The following is a 17,065-nucleotide window of genomic DNA, read 5'->3' as shown; positions in this document are numbered from 1 at the left end:
TCATCTTAGCCCCCATACCTTTCTATATATTTAGCCTAAAAAAAGCATCAACCCAAGCACTTTGAATTGATGCCTTTCTATATCATTTCAGCTTATCCAGCGTTTAGATTTAACCAAATAAATTTTGCAAACGCGCTTTGGCTTTACCTGCATAATGTTTTGCTTCAGCCTTCCAATCATTTGGAAGTGAGCATTTTGCTAAACGCACCCACACACTTGCAAACTGCTTCATAAAGCTGGCTTCGTTGTAGTGAATACCGTACTCAGCGCATAAAGCTTTAATTTTTGGTGCGACTTCTGCATAACGATTGGCTGGCATATCTGGAAATAAATGATGCTCAATCTGATGGCTTAAGTTGCCACTTAAGATATGCAACCACTGCGTGCCCGTAAAATTGCTAGAACCACGGATTTGGCGTAAATACCACTCAGCACGTGTTTCATTATCTGTATTATCCATTTCAAAAGTTTCAGCATCTTCAGTGAAATGTCCATTAAAAATAACCGCAGATGCCCATAAGCTACGAATCACATTGGCTACTGCATTACCTGCAAATACTGGAAGTGCATTAGGCCCTGCAATGAGTGGGAAAAATACATAATCTTTTAGAATTTGGCGTTTCATTTTTTTACGCACGTCTGCTGCTTCTTCCCAAACTTGAGCCCAAGTTTTGGTTTTATACGCAATCACATCTTCTAAATGTAAGCGTTGGATCCCTACATACCATTCAAAAAACACCATCAGTTGAATTGCAAGTGGAATATTAAACAAAAAACGGGGTTCCCATTTTTGCGAATCACTGACTCGAATCAGTCCATAGCCAACGTCATGATCCATACCGACAATATTGGTATAGGTATGGTGCACGTAGTTATGTGTGTATTTCCAATCATCACCAGTGGACATGGTATCCCAATCATAATTGACACCATTTAAACTTGGATCATTCAGCCAATCAAATTGACCGTGCATGACGTTATGGCCCAGTTCCATATTCTCAACGATTTTAGAAATACCCAATAACCCTGTACCTACTAGCCATACTGGCGGTACCCAGCCTGCAAACATGAGCATGCCACGAGATGCAATTTCGCTGTAACGAACAAAGTTACGAATTTTATAGATATATTGCGCATCTTTCTCATTGAGGCTTTCCATCACTTCACGACGGATGGCCTCAACTTTTGCACCAAATTCTTCAACTTGCTCTGTGCTTAAATAGTGAGACTTACTATTTTCATTAAAAAATACGGGTTTATTCATTTTTATTACTCCCCTTAATGCATTATAAGTTAATGACAACTGGACTGACGGCCTGAGAAATACACAATTTAATTTGTGTGTTATTGCCTTGGTCAATTTCTCCAGTTAACACATTACGTACAGCACCTTGAACTTTAGTACATGAACAAGTATTACAGATGCCAATACGACAGCCATGTGCAGGTTTTAAGCCCGCTTTTTCTGCACTTTCTAGCAAGCTTGCATCCGCCATAAAAGTTTGCTGAGCCCGTGCAAAAGTCACTGGTTGTGCATCTAAGGTTGGATCGATGCTTAACTGAAAATATTCAGTTTTCAGCTGGTTTTGTAATTCACGTGATTCATAAAGTGCATGTAAATCTTGCATCATGCCTGAAGCGCCACATGCATAGCAGGCACGGTTTTCATAATCTGGCACCATGTGCTTAAGTAATTCTTCACTAAAATGCAATTTAGTTTTGCTGGTATCAACCAAATGATAGCTAAAGTGATCAAACTGTTGATGCAGGCTTTCAATTTCATGATGATAAGCACAATCACGGCTAAAGTAGATCATCTCAATGGATTGATTCTGCTTTAGTGCTTGCTTAAGTAATGAATAAATAGCAGTAATGCCACTTCCCGATGCGATGAATAGCAAAGGCTGTGTAGTTTGCGTATTTAAAGTAAATTCACCTTGAACTTGTGAAAGCTCAATCACTGAATGAATAGGTAGTGCAGCCAAAGCATTTGAAACTAAGCCTTGTTGTTTTACCGCAATATGAATGCCATATTCATCAATATGAATAATGCTATAACTTCTTTGCTGACGTACGCCTTTTACCACAACGGTGACTAAAAGCGACTGTCCTGCCTGAAATTGAGTGGCATCAAAATTATGGTTTGGGCGCAATATAAACTCATGAAAATTTGGACTTAAAGTACGCTTTGAAACAAGCTCCGCTTTGACCTTTTTCCATGCCCATGTTGGATGAAATTTTTCTGCAACAAAGTCAACAAAATCTTCGCGAACCCATTCAGGTGTATAGACTGCTGTGTTCATATTGCCCCCTGTAATATTATTAATATACATTTGTTCTTTTATTGCTGGATACAATATAGTTGTTCGAAAAATTGGACTATGTCATTTCAGGTCAAATCAGGTCTTTTTCACTCATTTTATTATTTTTGTCTAACAATTTAGATAAAAAACCAAGCCGAAGCTTGGTTTTTAATTTTGACTAAATTACTAAGATTTAAGCTTATTCTGCAAAATTAACTACTGAACGAATAGATTTCCCTTCGTGCATTAAATCAAATGCTTCGTTAATTTTATCTAGGCCCATGGTATGGGTCACAAATGGCTCAAGTTGAATGTCACCAGTCATTGCTTCTTCTACCATACCTGGCAATTGTGAACGACCTTTTACGCCACCAAAAGCAGTTCCTTTCCAAGAACGGCCAGTCACCAATTGGAATGGGCGCGTTGAGATTTCTTGACCCGCGCCCGCCACACCAATAATAATCGATTGACCCCAGCCACGGTGTGCACATTCAAGTGCAGAACGCATTACATTGGTATTGCCAATACATTCAAATGAATGATCTACGCCCCAGCCTGTCATTTCTACAATCACTTCTTGTACAGGACGATCGTGCTCTTTTGGATTTACAAAATCCGTTGCACCGAACTCTTCAGCCAGTTTGAATTTTTCTGGATTGGTATCTACTGCAATAATACGGCCCGCTTTCGCCTTTTTAGCGCCTTGTACCACAGCAAGACCAATACCACCTAAACCAAATACAGCAACTGTGTCGCCTTCTTGCACTTTGGCTGTATTTTTAACTGCACCTAAACCTGTGGTTACGCCACAACCCAGTAGACAAACATGCTCATGATTTGCTTCTGGATTAATTTTTGCCAAAGATACTTCAGCAACAACCGTATATTCAGAGAAGGTTGAACAGCCCATATAATGGTAAATTGGTTGACCATTATAAGAGAAACGAGTTGTACCGTCTGGCATTAAACCCTTACCTTGAGTTGCACGTACAGCAACGCATAGGTTGGTTTTACCCGATTTACAGAATAAGCATTCACCGCACTCTGCTGTATAAAGTGGAATCACATGATCACCCGGTTGAACACTAGTTACACCTTCACCCACCTGCACAACAACACCAGCGCCTTCATGACCTAAAACGGCAGGAAAAACGCCTTCTGGATCATCACCAGACAAAGTAAAAGCGTCTGTATGGCAGACGCCTGTATGACTAATTTTAACCAATACTTCACCAGCTTGAGGCGGTGCAACATCAATTTCCACAATTTGTAAAGGTTGACCTGGCCCAAATGCAACAGCAGCACGTGATTTCATAAGGATAACTTCCTGTAGAGGCTAAATTAACAGATGAGCTACAGTAACCGCTTTTTATTCACAGAAGCAACCTTTAACATGATGATATTCTGATCATAAAATTTATAGCGAAATAAATCATTTATGTATAAATGCTTAATGCTAAAGCCCATTACACTTTCCATCATGCTGTTACCATTAGCGGGGTGTAGTTTACCTATGAATCAATCGGCAAAAGATAAACCGATTTCTGTTGCATCAACACATTGGTTCAATGATGAAAATAGCGCTGTGGCACTATCAAAAGGGCAAACTGCATTTTTACCATTAGATGATGCTTTTATGAGTATTGCCTCTCGAATACATCTCATTCGAAACGCTAAAAATCATATTGATTTGCAATACTATATTTGGAAAGATGATTTTATTGGCCATATGATGCTGCAAGAATTATTAAGAGCAGCAGATCGTGGGGTAAAAGTTCGCTTATTAATTGATGATCAAAATGGTACTCAGCTAGATGACACGCTAAAAGTACTGGCATTACATCCTAATTTTTCGATTAAGATATTTAACCCTTATAAATATCGTCATTTTCGTGCGATTGACTATGCCTTCCGCTTAAAGCATGTTAATCACCGTATGCACAATAAATTAATTATAGCCGATGGTGCTATTGCAGTAACAGGTGGTCGCAATATTAGTCGTGAATACTTCGATGCGAGTGAAAATTTTCAGTTTACCGACTTAGATATTTTGTTTTATGGTACCGCCGTACAAGAAGCCAATACCGTTTTTCAACAATTTTGGAACGATGATCTAAGTTACGGCGTACCACAGCTTTTAGGAGAAAGTTCTACAGAAGATTTGCGTGAATTAAGACGTCTTTATGAACTTGATGCTGTTCATAAAAATAATGTGGAAAATAGAATTGAATATGCACAAAAGATCCTATCGAAGAATTTAGAACAAAAACAAATTCGATGGGCACCTGCCCACTTTATCGCAGATAACCCAAATAAAATTCGTGGAGAAGCTCAAGGTCAGCAACTGATCTATAAGCAAATTCAACAGTCAATGGGCATTCCCAAACAGAATATGGAATTGGTATCGGCCTATTTTGTACCAACACAAAAAGGAACAGACTATTTAAGTGCTTTAGCGCAGAACAAGGTAAAAGTTCGGGTGTTGACTAATTCTTTAGCGGCCAATGATGTGGCCATCGTGCACTCTTTTTACCAAAAATACCGTCAAGATTTACTCAAAAATGGCGTAAAAATGTATGAATTTAAACCCTATATCGAGCGTAATAAACGTACATGGTATGAAGTGATGACAGGTAATATTATTCCAGCCAAAGGTAAAAATGCATCGAGCTTACATGCAAAGTTCTTTGATATTGATGGAATGGTGTTTATTGGTTCATTTAATTTTGATCCACGTTCAGCAAATTTGAATACTGAAGTTGGTTTAGTTGTTGAGTCCGAACAACTGCAAAACGAAATTTCAGCTTCTTTAGATCATTATCTTCCGCATATTGCCTATGAAGTCAAACTCGATCAAAACAATAATTTAATTTGGTTAGAACAAAAAAATGATGGTTCCATTAAAGAATGGAAACACGAACCTGAAACAACCACATTACAAAGATTGAGTATGAAATGGGTATCTTACTTGCCTATTGAATGGTTAATGTAATTACAAATGAATGGCAAATTTAACTTAATTTGATAAAAACTGCATATTCACAGCTGTGCTCTAAACAAAGCCAAGCCATTTAAATTTTTTATGAATGAAATATACTGAAATCCTGCTTGTTTCAAAGCATTCTGATGCTCATCAATAGACATATAAAGCTCATTATTTTGCATCGCATCAGGCGCAAAAATATGGTCGCATACAAAATAACTGCTCTGTTTATGCATAAGCTTTTTGATGACTTGATGAAATTGAACCGCATGATGTTTATGACGGAGTTCATGTAAGGCTTGATGGATAATGATAATGTCAAAACCACTTAGAGATTTTTGGATAGAATCTGTTTCTATATTGCAGGATCTATTTTGCTGTTGCCCTAAAATATTCAGCAATGTATTTTCCCAACGTTCTTCTTTAAAATCTCCAGTTATAAATTGGATTCGTTTAAGTTCTACAGCAGACAGTTTTGCTTTTGCCAAAGTATGCATGGCTTCTGAGAAATCAAAGACTGTATAATGAATATTCGGGCAATGTTTTAGTAAATGCGTCGCAAGATAACCTGGCCCTGATCCGAGTTCAAGAATATGCCCTTTAGGCGCATGCTGGCGAATATAAAAAGCATAATCTTCAAATATTTCGTAACGCCACGGGCGTTTTATATTGACTTCATTGGTCCATTGTACAGCATCGGCTTCATTTCTCAGGTCTATAGGGCTTAAAACATCTTTCACGACTGAACACCTTCCTCATGGCCATTGAATGCTGACTGATATTTAAATGTTTATTCTTTATACAAAATAAAGATCAGTCTATGCAATTGTTTTACAGCTATATTGCATTGCTTTAAAATTGTATTTTTCCAGTACCCGCAATTATTGCGCTTCTCCCTGCTATGCAATTTTTTGATTTAAGTCGCCAGTTTAATTTAAGTGACATTTTAACGCCGAATAAGACTTTAAACGACTTAGAAAAGCAAGAATGGATGCTCTCGAAAGTTCGTGTTGAGCATGATTGCCTATCTGATAATGAGCTGATCGAAGGCCAAGCTGTTTTAAAGTCGAGCCAAAATATTCAGATTGAATTGGAATGGCTCATTCAAGACACAGGTTATGAACTGCAAGTGTTGTTTAAAGGTATTGAAACAGCGGCTTCAAGTGAAACACTGGTGTTAGTGAAAGGTGCACAGTTGATTGATGCGGATGAACAGCAATTGTCTGCTCAAGCACTCAGCCTCTGGATTGACGGTACTTTACTGCCTATGATGCCCAACATTCGTAAAGACATTAAAGCCCGTTTAAATCTATGGGATTATGTTGAATATGACGGCTAATAATGTATTAAACAGCTTGACCTATTTCTTGTTCTTTTAGGCATGTTGCCAAAACATCGTAAACTTTTTTCTCGATGCACTGCGCCACATTAAAACGCATAAATTGACGTGCATTTTTGGCTTGGCTAAAAGAATTGCCGGGAGCAAGTATAATACCGCTGGCCAAACAGCGTTTAGACAATTCCGCAGCATCAATATGCGCAGGCAACTGACACCATAGAAAAATCCCTGCCTTGGGCATCGATACGGGATGGATATCCAAGAATGCCAATTGTTTCACAGTGGCTGTCATGTGTTTTTGCAATTGTTTCTTAATCCATTCAATATGTCGAGCATAGCTACTATCCATCACACTTTGGTAAATAATTTCGGCATTTAAATGGCTGGTATTAAAATGTGTCGCAATGTTCAAATCAATAAGCTGATCAATCATATTTTCTTGCGCGATGATGTAACCACAGCGTACAGCAGCAGATAGCGTTTTGGTAAAACTACCGATCTGTATTACCTGTTTTAGACCCAATAAGGTTAAATAGCGCGGCGCATGAAAATATTCCAGTTCTGCAAAAATGTCATCCTCAACAATCATTAAGCTATTTTGTTCAGCCAATTTAGCGATCTCAAAAGCTGTTTGTATAGATAGCGTTGCACCCGTTGGATTATGAATACCTGAATTGGTTAAATAGAGTTTAGGGTGAAACTGTAATGCTTGCTTGAATGTGTCTATCTCTGGGCCATGCTGACCAAAAGGTACTGCAATGCAATGTAGCCCATGTGCCTTAGCCAAGGCTCTAAAATTAAAGTAGCAAGGGTCATCAATAATGATCGTGTCACCAGCTTGCAATAAATTCCTAAAAATCAAATTAATAGAATGGGTCGCAGAATCAGTGATTAAAATCTGCTGTAGATTTAAATGCACATCGTAAGCTTCACGTTTACGTGCGATATAACGCCTTAAATCAGCATGTCCATGTGGCGTAGAATAATCCAATAAAAAATGATTTTCCGATTTAGCAACATGTTTGAGTGCTTTACGAATTGTTTGCTCGGGTAGCCATTCTTTAGGAAGCCAGCCACAGCCAGGTTTCAGCATATTGTCATGTGCATCTAGGGATTGGCGTGAAATCCACAATGGGTCTACTTCTCGGCTATATTCAATCGCCTGCTCAGCCATTAGTGTATGTGTGGCCGAACTTTTACAAATATAATAGCCAGCCCCAACACGAGACTCTAATACGCCTTGGCTCACCAGCCTCGCATAGGCTTCCACAATGGTTGAAACTGAACAATCTAGCTGGTTGGCAAATTGACGTACGGAAGGCACACGGCTTCCTTCAAGCAGTATTTTTTGATCAATCAGCGTAGTAATTTGCTGCATTGCCCACTCAATTTTTGTCATATTCCTTTTCCAGCCTTGAATTTTTAATATTCGTTCATTGTGCTAAATCTATAAAAACACGCGCTTCAATGCAAATTGTATGGGTCTTTATGGCATAACAGTTACTTTAAATTGTACTGGACTGTATGTGTTTTATCTCAATCTAATCAATTAAATTTTGCTGATCTACTTTGGCTTAAAAGAAGCAAGGCAAACATGCAAATTAAAATTAAACACCTGCAAACAGGATGGTTGCACGGCTTTATCGGTGTCGCTATTTTTGCAGGGTCTATGCCTGCAACTCGGGTTGCTGTAGAAGGTTTTAGTCCTGAGTTTTTAACTGGGGCACGTGCCTGTATAGCAGCAATTTTGGCATTCATTTTATTGTGTTTGCTTAAACAGCCTAAACCGTCCCTAAAGCAACTTAAATCTTTATGTATTGTGTCTGCTGGCGTTGTCATTGGTTTTCCATTATTCACTGCATTAGCTTTACAAACGCAGACCGCAGCAAATTCACTCATTTTTGTAGCATTACTTCCCTTAGCAACTGCATTTTTTGCAGTAATTCGTGCAAAGGAAATGCCTAAGTCTTCATTTTGGTTATACGCAGGCATTGGGAGCGCTTTAGTGACTTTCTTCATGCTATGGCAATCTGGTACATACGGCGTTTCACGCAGTGATCTTTATATGATTATCGCAGTATTGCTGTGTGGTTTAGGCTACGCCGAAGGTGGCGTGCTCTCTCGAACCGTGGGAGGATGGCAGGTCATCTGTTGGGCACTCATTATTGCTCTTCCACTCATGCTTCCGATTTGTTGGTTGTATTTACCCAGCAGTTTTCAACAGATTCCTACATCGGCCTATCTGGGGTTGGCATACGTCTCTATTTTTAGCATGCTGATTGGTTTTTTCTTTTGGTATAAAGGCTTGGCTTTAGGTGGAATTGCTAAAATTGGCCAAATTCAGCTGATTCAACCGTTTATTGGATTAATGCTTTGTGCATTTCTGTTGAATGAGCAAATTAGTCTTTTGATGATCGTCATATCTTTAGCCGTTATGGGCTGTGTGGTGATGGCAAAAAAACATGCTTAAAATGCATCGTTAATTTATATAAAAAACAATAGCATGACTGACCAATGCAATTGCTTTGTTCAGTCAATAAACTGTTTTAAATTTTTGATAAATTAAAATCAAACACAAAATAATTAACCAAAATAATAAAAAAGGAAAAAATTATGAATGCTCAAACTTGGCACCAAATAAAAACCGTTGTTTCACATGCTCAACGCGTTGCGATGCATTGTTCCATTGCTACTGTTGATGTAAATATGCAACCCAGTATTACACCCATTGGTACGATATTTTTGCATGAAAAAGACTACTCTGGCTTTTTCTTTGATACGTATTCTGAAACTCTGGAACAAAACTTAGTACTTCATCCACAAGCTTGCATACAAGCAATTAACAGTGGCAAACTGTTTTGGCTAAGTTCGTTGCTGAAAGGTCAATTTTCAGACTACCCAGGTGTACGTTTGTACGTGACTATTGGCGAGAAAAGATTAGCAACTGATGAAGAACTAAATTTAGTGCAGCAACGTATCCGCATGTTGAAATGGACCAAAGGAGCTCAGCTCATTTGGAATGATTTTAATCAAATCCGTGAGTTTCAAGTGCACACTTATAAATGGGTTGAATATCCTCACATGATGCCCTGACAAAACCATCATTCAGTTAAGAACTCAGTTTAAAACTTACGATTAATAAGTTTATTTCAAATAGTTGTTATTTAAATAATCTTGATTCGACTCATTTTTGCTATAGTTCAAATAAAGCCAACATCTTTAAATAATTGTCTATACGCTTCTGCCTTTTTTTCCAGTGCTAATGGATAAGCTCTGGAAGATGACGGCATTCTGTATAGCCTAACAGTCCGATCTGCAAAAAATGTCTCAACTGCTTGTCCAATTTGCGGTTTGTCAGTTCCTTCAGGCATAGACAGCATTAAAGTATCTGTCGCTTTATCGCCTGTGGTCATAATATTTTGGCAATTGGGCATCTGCTCCAACATGTTTTGAATGTTCGATGCTTGATGGATTTGTAAAAATTTATCCGATGCATTGCCTTTTAAACGAATCACTTGATACGCCGTATCAAAAATAGCAATGCCTGTATGGATTAAAAAATCACGAATCTGCTGTTCTTTAAAAGTTTTATCCGCTGTATTTAAAAAATAGTTTTTATCTTGAAAAAAGCATAGCCCAAATATTTTCCACATATCATTTTGAAAGTTTGGATAGTAAAAATCCATTTTCCATCGATTCTTAGGTGGTGGAAAACTACCAAGCATGAGCAATTTTGCATTTTTAGGCAAAAAAGGTTCCAGTGGGTGAGTTTCAATACAATGTTCAGAATCAGACATAAATTAGATAAATATCCTATAGAAAGTTGTTATTTTAAATGGCCTGAAAGATTTTCTCTGCAACCTGAGAACCCCAAATTTGATACACCTCTTTGCTGGGGTGAAAACCGTCTTCAGCCATACTCAAATTGAGGGCTCTATATTGTGCTAAATCATATTCAATTAACTGCATATTAGGGTGTAGCTGAACCCACGCTTTGAGTTTTTGATTCATTTGTGCAGCATATTGTCCAAAGAGCCAGCCGAGTGGATTTGGAAGTGCAGGAAATTCATTCATCGGTGGCACACCTGTGACGATCATCAATTTAGGGCTAAATTTTGATTCAATCAATGCATACAGTTGCTTCTGTTTAGCGATCCACTGCTTTGCACCCATAAATTGAGTTACATCGTTTACCCCAACAGATGTAATCACCACATCATAAGGCGCATTTTGCAACTTTTCTATGTTCTGCATTATTTTACTGCTGTTATCACCAGATTTAGCATGCAAACACCAGTTCACGCTAAAGTGCTTTTCTAATATGTGTAAAATTGCACCTAATAAAGCGTCTTGCTGGGTTTCAACGCCCACACCTGCAGCAGCTGAGTCACCCACAATTAACAGTGATAATTTTGGGCCAGTCCCTTGCTGACCTTGGCGTTCGCCCGTGGCTTCAGGTAACCGTGGTGTATTTTTTTTAACCTTTAGACCTTGTACTACAATGGCTGGGAGCAAAGCTAAAGTGGCTACGCGTAAGAACATAATACCGGCCTATACAAAAGTGTGGATGCTTAAATTATTGACATCTATTATGGCATAAGTGTCTATTTATACTTTAGATATTTATCTAGTTCAGCCTGAAATACAAATGAAGCTTTGAGCACTCTAGCTTGTGAATCCTTGTGGAACAAAGCCGAATTAAGTCTTTCAAAACTGAGGCTTGGGTGTGTGTTCAATACAACGAAAAGTTAAATTAATTCTTGCACCTATGCTACGTTTGGTGGTCGGTAAATGATGGAGCCAATGACTTTGTGTCGTCCCTTTCATTAAAAGTAAGCTCCCATGCGCTAATTGTATTTCTACTTTTTCATGGCTCAATTTATGCTTAAATAAAAAACGTCGACTTTCCCCTAAACTAAGCGATGCAATAGTACCGTGTTGTTTAAGGTCTTTTTCGGCATCGCTGTGCCAAGCCATACCTTCACTGCCATTATGATATAAATTTAATAGACATGAATTAAAACGTTCGCCACTTTGTGCCTCTACAATTGCTTTAAGTTCTAACAGCACATCTGTCCAAGGGAGCGCTTTTTTCTCTATACCAGAATAAGTATAAGAATATTCAGCATCGCCGTACCAAGCAACTTTACGTTTCGTTTGTATGCGTCGGCCAAAAATCATGGCTTGATCGTGTTGCCAATCAATCTCATTCAATAAAACTCTAAAATACGCATCTGCATATTCAGTACTTAAAACTTCACCTAAGTATTCAACGTATCCATCATAAGGCAATAAATTAGAATGGGGTTCAGCTGTGCGGTATGAGTCAAAATTAAATTCTGCCTGCTGGCCTGTATTTAAGCTTTTCATGTTATCGATTCATGGGTTTTTACCCCTTCCCAGCCAATGATTGCTGTTTTACGCGACGCGCCCCAACGGTATTCCCCCATAATACCTGTAGCACGGATTACTCGATGGCATGGAATTAAAAATGCAATCGGATTACGACCAATCGCTGTACCCACAGCTCGACTTGCTGTCGGTTGTTGGATCTGCTGTGCAATATTGCCATAGGTACTTAGTTGACCCATCGGAATTTTGAGTAAACTGGCCCATACTTTTAACTGAAATGCCGTGCCTTTTAAATGTAATTTAATTTGAGCCAAACTCTGATCTTGGCTAAAAATACCCAAAGCATCCTGTTGAAATTGATCTGATTGCGCAATGAATGTGGCCTTTGGAAATGCCTGCTGAAGTTCTAATAATGCAAAATTTTGATCAGATTCAAATGCCATCCAACACACGCCTTTATGTGTCGATGCAATAATGATTTCACCAAAAGGGGTCGCAGAAAATTGATAATGAATGACTAAGTTTTGCCCTTGGTTTTTATACTCAGCAGGTGTCATACCTTCAATCTGAATAAACAAATCATGCAAACGACTTGGGCTAGAGAGTCCTGTGTCATATACAGCGCCTGTTAAAGAATGCTGATGCAAGACAGACTTTGCATGCTCTACACTAATATATTGCAAGAATTTTTTTGGGCTCACGCCAACCCATTGTTTAAACTGTTTTTGAAAATGAATTGGACTAACATGCACAGCAGTGGCAATCTGCTCTAAACTTGGTTGCTCTCTAAAATTTTGATGGATATAGTTAATCGCGTCTGCAATACGGTCATATTGAATCGTTTGTGCAGAATTTTCATCATTCATCGCATTTGTCTCTTTCACTCGCCTTATATTGGCATCAGAACATATTCTGTCTAAAGAAAAAATCTGAATCTTGTGTTTCTATGACGAATTGAGTTTTTGAGTTTAAGGCAGGCATATACGTCAATATTAATTTTAAGCGTAGCCTACACTTTCATTATCTATGATTTATCGGTGCATACATAAAAAAAGCACCTCTATGGGTACTTTTTATTTTAAGCTTGATGGCTAAGGCGTTTAACCAAGTTTGTTGACAATTTTCAAAGGTAAAACTTTCATTGCTAAACCTAGTGGTAGCCATGGCCATTTTGGCACATAAGCTTTAACAGGTGCTTTTTCAATTTCAGCTGCCAATAAACGTGAACCTGTTTTTTCATCCACTTCAAAAGGTAATTTTTTCGCACCTTCATTAATTTCTGTACGAATATAACCAGGAAAAATCGTAGTGACTTTAATTGGAGTATTAATTAGCTCAGCACGAATTCCTTCAGCCAAAGCCGCTACACCTGCCTTACTTGCGCCGTATGCAGTTAAATGTTTAGGCATACCACGCATCGCACTCATTGAAGAGATCACCACCAAGTGCCCTGAATTTTGTGCACGAAAAATTTCAACCGCCGCTTCACATTGCGCCAATGCAGAAATGAAGTTGGTTTCTACCGTTGCACGGTTAATATCGAAATTACCTTTACCAATACGACGGCCATCGCCAACACCAGCATTCACAATCACACGGTCAATGCTACCAAAATCCGCTTTAAATGCGCGAAACACTTCAAATACTTGATCATAGTTGGTTACATCAAGCGTTTTAGCAATCACTTGAATGCCATATTGGCTTTCTAATTCTTGCTTTAATGTTTCTAAACGCTCTAAGCGACGTGCGCAAATTGCAAGGTTGTAGCCCTTTTGTGCAAATTCACGTGCCATACCTGCACCAATTCCTGAACTTGCACCTGTAATTAAAATTGTTTTTGCCATGATCATTCCCTAAATTATTATATCTCTGACATGAGTGCTTAAATCCAAGTCAGTAAGTTTGAGTCTACTGTTTTAATAAAATGATGTTCATTTAAACTCAATAGCTGTGGTTCATTACCCACTAAGCGTAAGGTAGTCATACTCGCATTGGCAATTGCCCAATTCAGTGCGAAGGTTTTTTCAGGGCTTAGACCTAAAATTTTACCTACAGCCACTGAAATGACACCACCTGAGGTAAAGACCACAGCATAACGTGGTTTAGACTCTGCCAACTGACCACATAAATTAGCCAATGCCGTTTCTACACGATTTTTAAAATCTGGCCATGACTCATCATAATCATGATGAAAATCTCCGCCTGTCCAGCGCTCAATAGCACCTTCAAAAATTTTAGATAAATACGCACGTGGATTTGCATGCTTGACTACATCGGCTTTAAGCAAATGAGGTTCATTAAAGCGGGGCTCGTAGCGTGAAAATACTTGTTGATGATTAAATTCGTTCCAAGCTGAATCCGTGATGATCTCACTTTCAGGGAAACTTTCATCTAAACACAGATGTGCCGTCTGTTGATGACGTTGCATTGAAGCTGCAACTACTAATGGGGCTTCTTTTAAAATATCATTAAAATAATGCCCAAGCACAATGGCTTGTTGCTCACCATTGGGTGAAAGCTTGTCATAGCTTTCTGCACCAAATGAAGCTTGCCCGTGACGGACTAAATAAATCGTGGTCATTTGCCTAAAATATCCTTCATTTTTTCAATATATTTTTGTGCCACGTCATTGGCTTCAATTTTTTGCATGCCAATCAACTTTAATGCACGAATATGTAAGGCATGTATGACGACCCAAAAATCCTTAAATGCTGGATTATTGGTTTGCTTATGATAATAGCGGTAATAAATTTGTTGTGCGATAACCGCCAAACGGAAAATACCGAATACTTCGTAAAAAGCCCAATTTTCAGTTTGTAAGCCAGTTTTTTCCAAGTAATAATCAACCACTTCTTTACGAGTAAACATACCTTTTAGGTTAGTCGGCTGACGGCGCGTCGCTTTAAAAATGGCATTATCACCTGCTTCTACCCAATATGCTAAAGCAGAACCTAAATCCATCAATGGATCGCCCAGCGTTGCCATTTCCCAATCGAGTACCCCAATCACTTGGGTTGGATTGTTTGGATCTAAAATAACATTATCAAAACGCCAGTCATTATGAATGACGCAGGTTTTAGAATCGGCTGGAATATTGTCTTTAAGCCAATTACGTACATATTTAAATGATGGAACATTAAGTGTTTTTGCTTTGTCGTAACGCTTGTCCCAACCTTCAACTTGACGGCGACAGTATCCGTCGCCCTTGCCTATTTTTTCTAAATCTGTGCCTTCATACGGCACTTGATGTAGTTCAATTAATTTATCTATCACATTGATACATAATTCACGAACTTGGCTTTCATCAAAGTTTAGTTCTTTGGGTAAGTTAGCACGCGGAATAATACCTTCAACGCGCTTCATAACGTAGAAGTCGCAACCGATAATCGATTCGTCCTGACACAGTGCAACCATTTCTGGCAATACAGGATAAAACTCAGACAAAGCCCTTTGTACGTGATATTCACGTGCCATGTCGTGTGCTGATTTGGCTTTGGTACCTTTAGGCGGACGACGTAAAATCAAGTCTTCATTGCTATATTTTAAACGGTACGTCCAATTTGAAGCACCACCTGAATATTGAGTTACTTCCACCGGACCAGAAATTTCTGCACCATGCTCAATCAGCCAATTGCCTACGGCACGTACATCCAGCTCTTCTCCCTCGCGAACTGAACCACCTACATCAATCACTGACATGATTTTCTTCCTAATTTTGAATCGATTACACGCTTAAAATTTATTTTCAATCTGTTTATAACATGGTCTATGTAATGTGCGCCATGTTATAAACATTTCTTCTCATTTGATTATTTTTTTCGTCGGCTACTATAACCACGTTTTGCCAACTCTAATTTTGCAATCATACCTTTATGTACTTCATCTGGCCCATCGGCTAAACGCAATGAACGCGCTTGAGCAAAGAAAGCTGTGAGTGGTGTATCACGTGAAACACCAGCACCACCATGAATCTGCATTGCCATATCGACGACTTTTTCTAATACACTTGGCGCAACCACTTTAATTGCAGAAATTTCTGTAAGCGCGGCCATGTTACCCATAGTGTCCATTTTATAGGCTGTATACAGCGTAAGTAAACGTGCTTGATCAATTGCAACACGTGCTTCTGCAACGCGTTCTAAATTACCACCGAGTTTTAAAATCTCTTTACCAAAAGCAGTACGGCTCATACCACGGTCAATCATGAGCTCTAATGATTTTTCAGCAGCGCCAATACAACGCATACAATGGTGTATACGACCTGGGCCTAAACGACCTTGCGCAATTTCAAAACCCTGACCTGCGCCACCAATAAAGTTAGCAACAGGCACACGCACATGATCAAAACTCACTTCACCATGGCCATGCGGTGCATCATAGTCACCCAATACAGGCAACATACGTTCGATTTTCACACCTGCAGTATCAATTGGTACAAGTACCATTGAATGTTGATGGTGGCGGTCTTTGCTTTCGTCTGGTGTATGAGCCATAAAAATAATAATTTTGGCATTTGGATCACCTAAACCTGACGACCACCATTTGCGCCCATTGAGTACAATTTCGTCACCATCAATCACAGCCGTTGCTTGCATATTTGTGGCATCACTTGAAGCCACAGCAGGTTCCGTCATACAAAAAACTGAACGGATTTTTCCCTCTAGCAAAGGTTTCAGCCACTGATCTTTTTGCGCTTCTGTACCATAACGCCAAATTAATTCCATGTTGCCACTGTCTGGCGCATTGCAATTAAATACGATGGGTGCAATTAAGCTACGCCCAGACAGTTCTGCAATGTGTGCATATTCTTGTACAGATAAACCTTGGCCTAATTTTTCACAAGGTAAAAACATGTTCCATAAATTAGCGACTTTTGCCTTATTTTTAAGTACTTCAAGTTGTGCTGGCCATTGCCATTTGGTCCAATCTCCACCTTGGTTTAGCTCATGAACTTCATGCCAAAATTCAGTTTCTACGGGCTCAATCTCTTCTTGAATAAATCTTTTTGTTCTTTCCACATAGTCTTGTGCGCGTGCTGATAGTTCAAACATGGCATGATCCCTTTTCAATATTATGTTTAATGCTTTA

17 protein-coding genes are annotated in these 17,065 nt (G+C 38.8%); 4 read left to right on the top strand and 13 right to left on the bottom strand.

Translation table 11 applies throughout. The features are described from left to right. Window positions 1-109: 109 nt before the first annotated feature. From D9K81_RS04700 to D9K81_RS04690, 3 genes are all read right to left on the bottom strand, one after another. The gene (locus tag D9K81_RS04700) at window positions 110-1,264 is read right to left on the bottom strand and encodes a fatty acid desaturase family protein (protein WP_120374021.1); all 1,155 of its coding nucleotides are present in this window, start codon (window positions 1,262-1,264) and stop codon (window positions 110-112) included. 22 nt (window positions 1,265-1,286) lie between these two features. Then, window positions 1,287-2,303 carry a flavin reductase family protein gene (locus tag D9K81_RS04695; protein ID WP_120374020.1) on the bottom strand — a complete coding sequence of 339 codons (1,017 nt, stop codon included), beginning with the start codon at window positions 2,301-2,303 and terminating at the stop codon, window positions 1,287-1,289. Window positions 2,304-2,502: 199 nt separating this feature from the next. Next, window positions 2,503-3,618 carry an S-(hydroxymethyl)glutathione dehydrogenase/class III alcohol dehydrogenase gene (locus D9K81_RS04690; protein ID WP_120374019.1) on the bottom strand — a complete coding sequence of 372 codons (1,116 nt, stop codon included), beginning with the start codon at window positions 3,616-3,618 and terminating at the stop codon, window positions 2,503-2,505. 123 nt (window positions 3,619-3,741) lie between these two features. Between D9K81_RS04690 and D9K81_RS04685 the strand changes: the two genes are divergently transcribed. After that, entirely contained in the window at window positions 3,742-5,295 is a 1,554-nt protein-coding gene (locus D9K81_RS04685; protein ID WP_198488403.1) for a phospholipase D family protein, read from the top strand. A 47-nt stretch (window positions 5,296-5,342) separates the two neighbouring features. Here the strand turns inward: D9K81_RS04685 and D9K81_RS04680 are convergent, their stop codons facing one another. Next, window positions 5,343-6,026: a class I SAM-dependent methyltransferase gene (locus tag D9K81_RS04680; RefSeq protein WP_120374017.1), complete on the bottom strand. Its 684-nt coding sequence runs from the start codon at window positions 6,024-6,026 to the stop codon at window positions 5,343-5,345. A gap of 161 nt (window positions 6,027-6,187) precedes the next feature. Here D9K81_RS04680 and D9K81_RS04675 point away from each other — a divergent pair, with 161 nt between their 5' ends. Continuing rightward, a complete protein-coding gene (locus tag D9K81_RS04675; protein WP_120374016.1) occupies window positions 6,188-6,625 on the top strand; it encodes a hypothetical protein in 438 nt (145 codons plus the stop codon). A gap of 7 nt (window positions 6,626-6,632) precedes the next feature. Here D9K81_RS04675 and D9K81_RS04670 read toward each other — a convergent pair whose 3' ends face one another. Continuing rightward, on the bottom strand, window positions 6,633-8,024 hold the full coding sequence (locus tag D9K81_RS04670; protein ID WP_120374015.1) for an aminotransferase-like domain-containing protein: 1,392 nt from the start codon (window positions 8,022-8,024) through the stop codon (window positions 6,633-6,635). 207 nt (window positions 8,025-8,231) lie between these two features. Here D9K81_RS04670 and D9K81_RS04665 point away from each other — a divergent pair, with 207 nt between their 5' ends. Together D9K81_RS04665 and D9K81_RS04660 are read left to right on the top strand one after the other, a co-directional pair. Further along, entirely contained in the window at window positions 8,232-9,095 is an 864-nt protein-coding gene (locus tag D9K81_RS04665) for a DMT family transporter (RefSeq protein WP_120374169.1), read from the top strand. 140 nt (window positions 9,096-9,235) lie between these two features. Next, window positions 9,236-9,718, top strand: coding sequence for a pyridoxamine 5'-phosphate oxidase family protein (locus D9K81_RS04660; protein ID WP_171406882.1), 483 nt, complete (start codon window positions 9,236-9,238; stop codon window positions 9,716-9,718). A gap of 107 nt (window positions 9,719-9,825) precedes the next feature. Here D9K81_RS04660 and D9K81_RS04655 read toward each other — a convergent pair whose 3' ends face one another. The 8 genes from D9K81_RS04655 to D9K81_RS04620 all read right to left on the bottom strand — a co-directional run bounded on the left by D9K81_RS04655 (window position 9,826) and on the right by D9K81_RS04620 (window position 17,028). Next, window positions 9,826-10,422 carry a uracil-DNA glycosylase family protein gene (locus D9K81_RS04655; RefSeq protein ID WP_120374013.1) on the bottom strand — a complete coding sequence of 199 codons (597 nt, stop codon included), beginning with the start codon at window positions 10,420-10,422 and terminating at the stop codon, window positions 9,826-9,828. A gap of 34 nt (window positions 10,423-10,456) precedes the next feature. Further along, a complete protein-coding gene (locus D9K81_RS04650; protein ID WP_120374012.1) occupies window positions 10,457-11,167 on the bottom strand; it encodes an SGNH/GDSL hydrolase family protein in 711 nt (236 codons plus the stop codon). Between the two features lie 165 nt (window positions 11,168-11,332). Next, on the bottom strand, window positions 11,333-11,995 hold the full coding sequence (locus tag D9K81_RS04645; protein ID WP_120374011.1) for an alpha-ketoglutarate-dependent dioxygenase AlkB family protein: 663 nt from the start codon (window positions 11,993-11,995) through the stop codon (window positions 11,333-11,335). Further along, entirely contained in the window at window positions 11,992-12,843 is an 852-nt protein-coding gene (locus tag D9K81_RS04640) for a bifunctional transcriptional activator/DNA repair enzyme AdaA (protein ID WP_120374010.1), read from the bottom strand. The genes D9K81_RS04645 and D9K81_RS04640 overlap by 4 nt, the downstream gene beginning before the upstream one ends. 234 nt (window positions 12,844-13,077) lie before the next feature. Next, entirely contained in the window at window positions 13,078-13,821 is a 744-nt protein-coding gene (locus tag D9K81_RS04635) for an SDR family oxidoreductase (protein ID WP_120374009.1), read from the bottom strand. A 38-nt stretch (window positions 13,822-13,859) separates the two neighbouring features. After that, a complete protein-coding gene (locus D9K81_RS04630; protein WP_120374008.1) occupies window positions 13,860-14,558 on the bottom strand; it encodes a histidine phosphatase family protein in 699 nt (232 codons plus the stop codon). Beyond that, entirely contained in the window at window positions 14,555-15,676 is a 1,122-nt protein-coding gene (locus tag D9K81_RS04625; RefSeq protein WP_120374007.1) for a phosphotransferase family protein, read from the bottom strand. Before D9K81_RS04625 ends, D9K81_RS04630 begins: the two co-directional genes overlap by 4 nt. A 110-nt stretch (window positions 15,677-15,786) precedes the next feature. Then, complete coding sequence (locus tag D9K81_RS04620) at window positions 15,787-17,028, bottom strand: acyl-CoA dehydrogenase family protein (protein ID WP_120374006.1); 1,242 nt, start codon at window positions 17,026-17,028, stop codon at window positions 15,787-15,789. Between the last annotated feature and the right edge of the window lie 37 nt (window positions 17,029-17,065).

The sequence above is a fragment of the Acinetobacter chengduensis genome, assembly GCF_003664645.1.
Taxonomy (GTDB): domain Bacteria; phylum Pseudomonadota; class Gammaproteobacteria; order Pseudomonadales; family Moraxellaceae; genus Acinetobacter; species Acinetobacter chengduensis.
This window is presented reverse-complemented; position numbering and strand designations above follow the sequence as displayed.

Coding starts and splice junctions, on each gene's coding strand:
- D9K81_RS04625 (WP_120374007.1), bottom strand. CDS start 15,676: ATGTCAGTGATTGATGTAGGTGGTTCAGTTCGCGAGGGAGAAGAGCTG.
- D9K81_RS04645 (WP_120374011.1), bottom strand. CDS start 11,995: ATGAAAAGCTTAAATACAGGCCAGCAGGCAGAATTTAATTTTGACTCA.
- D9K81_RS04620 (WP_120374006.1), bottom strand. CDS start 17,028: ATGTTTGAACTATCAGCACGCGCACAAGACTATGTGGAAAGAACAAAA.
- D9K81_RS04675 (WP_120374016.1), top strand. CDS start 6,188: ATGCAATTTTTTGATTTAAGTCGCCAGTTTAATTTAAGTGACATTTTA.
- D9K81_RS04635 (WP_120374009.1), bottom strand. CDS start 13,821: ATGGCAAAAACAATTTTAATTACAGGTGCAAGTTCAGGAATTGGTGCA.
- D9K81_RS04640 (WP_120374010.1), bottom strand. CDS start 12,843: ATGAATGATGAAAATTCTGCACAAACGATTCAATATGACCGTATTGCA.
- D9K81_RS04685 (WP_198488403.1), top strand. CDS start 3,742: ATGTATAAATGCTTAATGCTAAAGCCCATTACACTTTCCATCATGCTG.
- D9K81_RS04700 (WP_120374021.1), bottom strand. CDS start 1,264: ATGAATAAACCCGTATTTTTTAATGAAAATAGTAAGTCTCACTATTTA.
- D9K81_RS04695 (WP_120374020.1), bottom strand. CDS start 2,303: ATGAACACAGCAGTCTATACACCTGAATGGGTTCGCGAAGATTTTGTT.
- D9K81_RS04655 (WP_120374013.1), bottom strand. CDS start 10,422: ATGTCTGATTCTGAACATTGTATTGAAACTCACCCACTGGAACCTTTT.
- D9K81_RS04630 (WP_120374008.1), bottom strand. CDS start 14,558: ATGACCACGATTTATTTAGTCCGTCACGGGCAAGCTTCATTTGGTGCA.
- D9K81_RS04650 (WP_120374012.1), bottom strand. CDS start 11,167: ATGTTCTTACGCGTAGCCACTTTAGCTTTGCTCCCAGCCATTGTAGTA.
- D9K81_RS04690 (WP_120374019.1), bottom strand. CDS start 3,618: ATGAAATCACGTGCTGCTGTTGCATTTGGGCCAGGTCAACCTTTACAA.
- D9K81_RS04670 (WP_120374015.1), bottom strand. CDS start 8,024: ATGACAAAAATTGAGTGGGCAATGCAGCAAATTACTACGCTGATTGAT.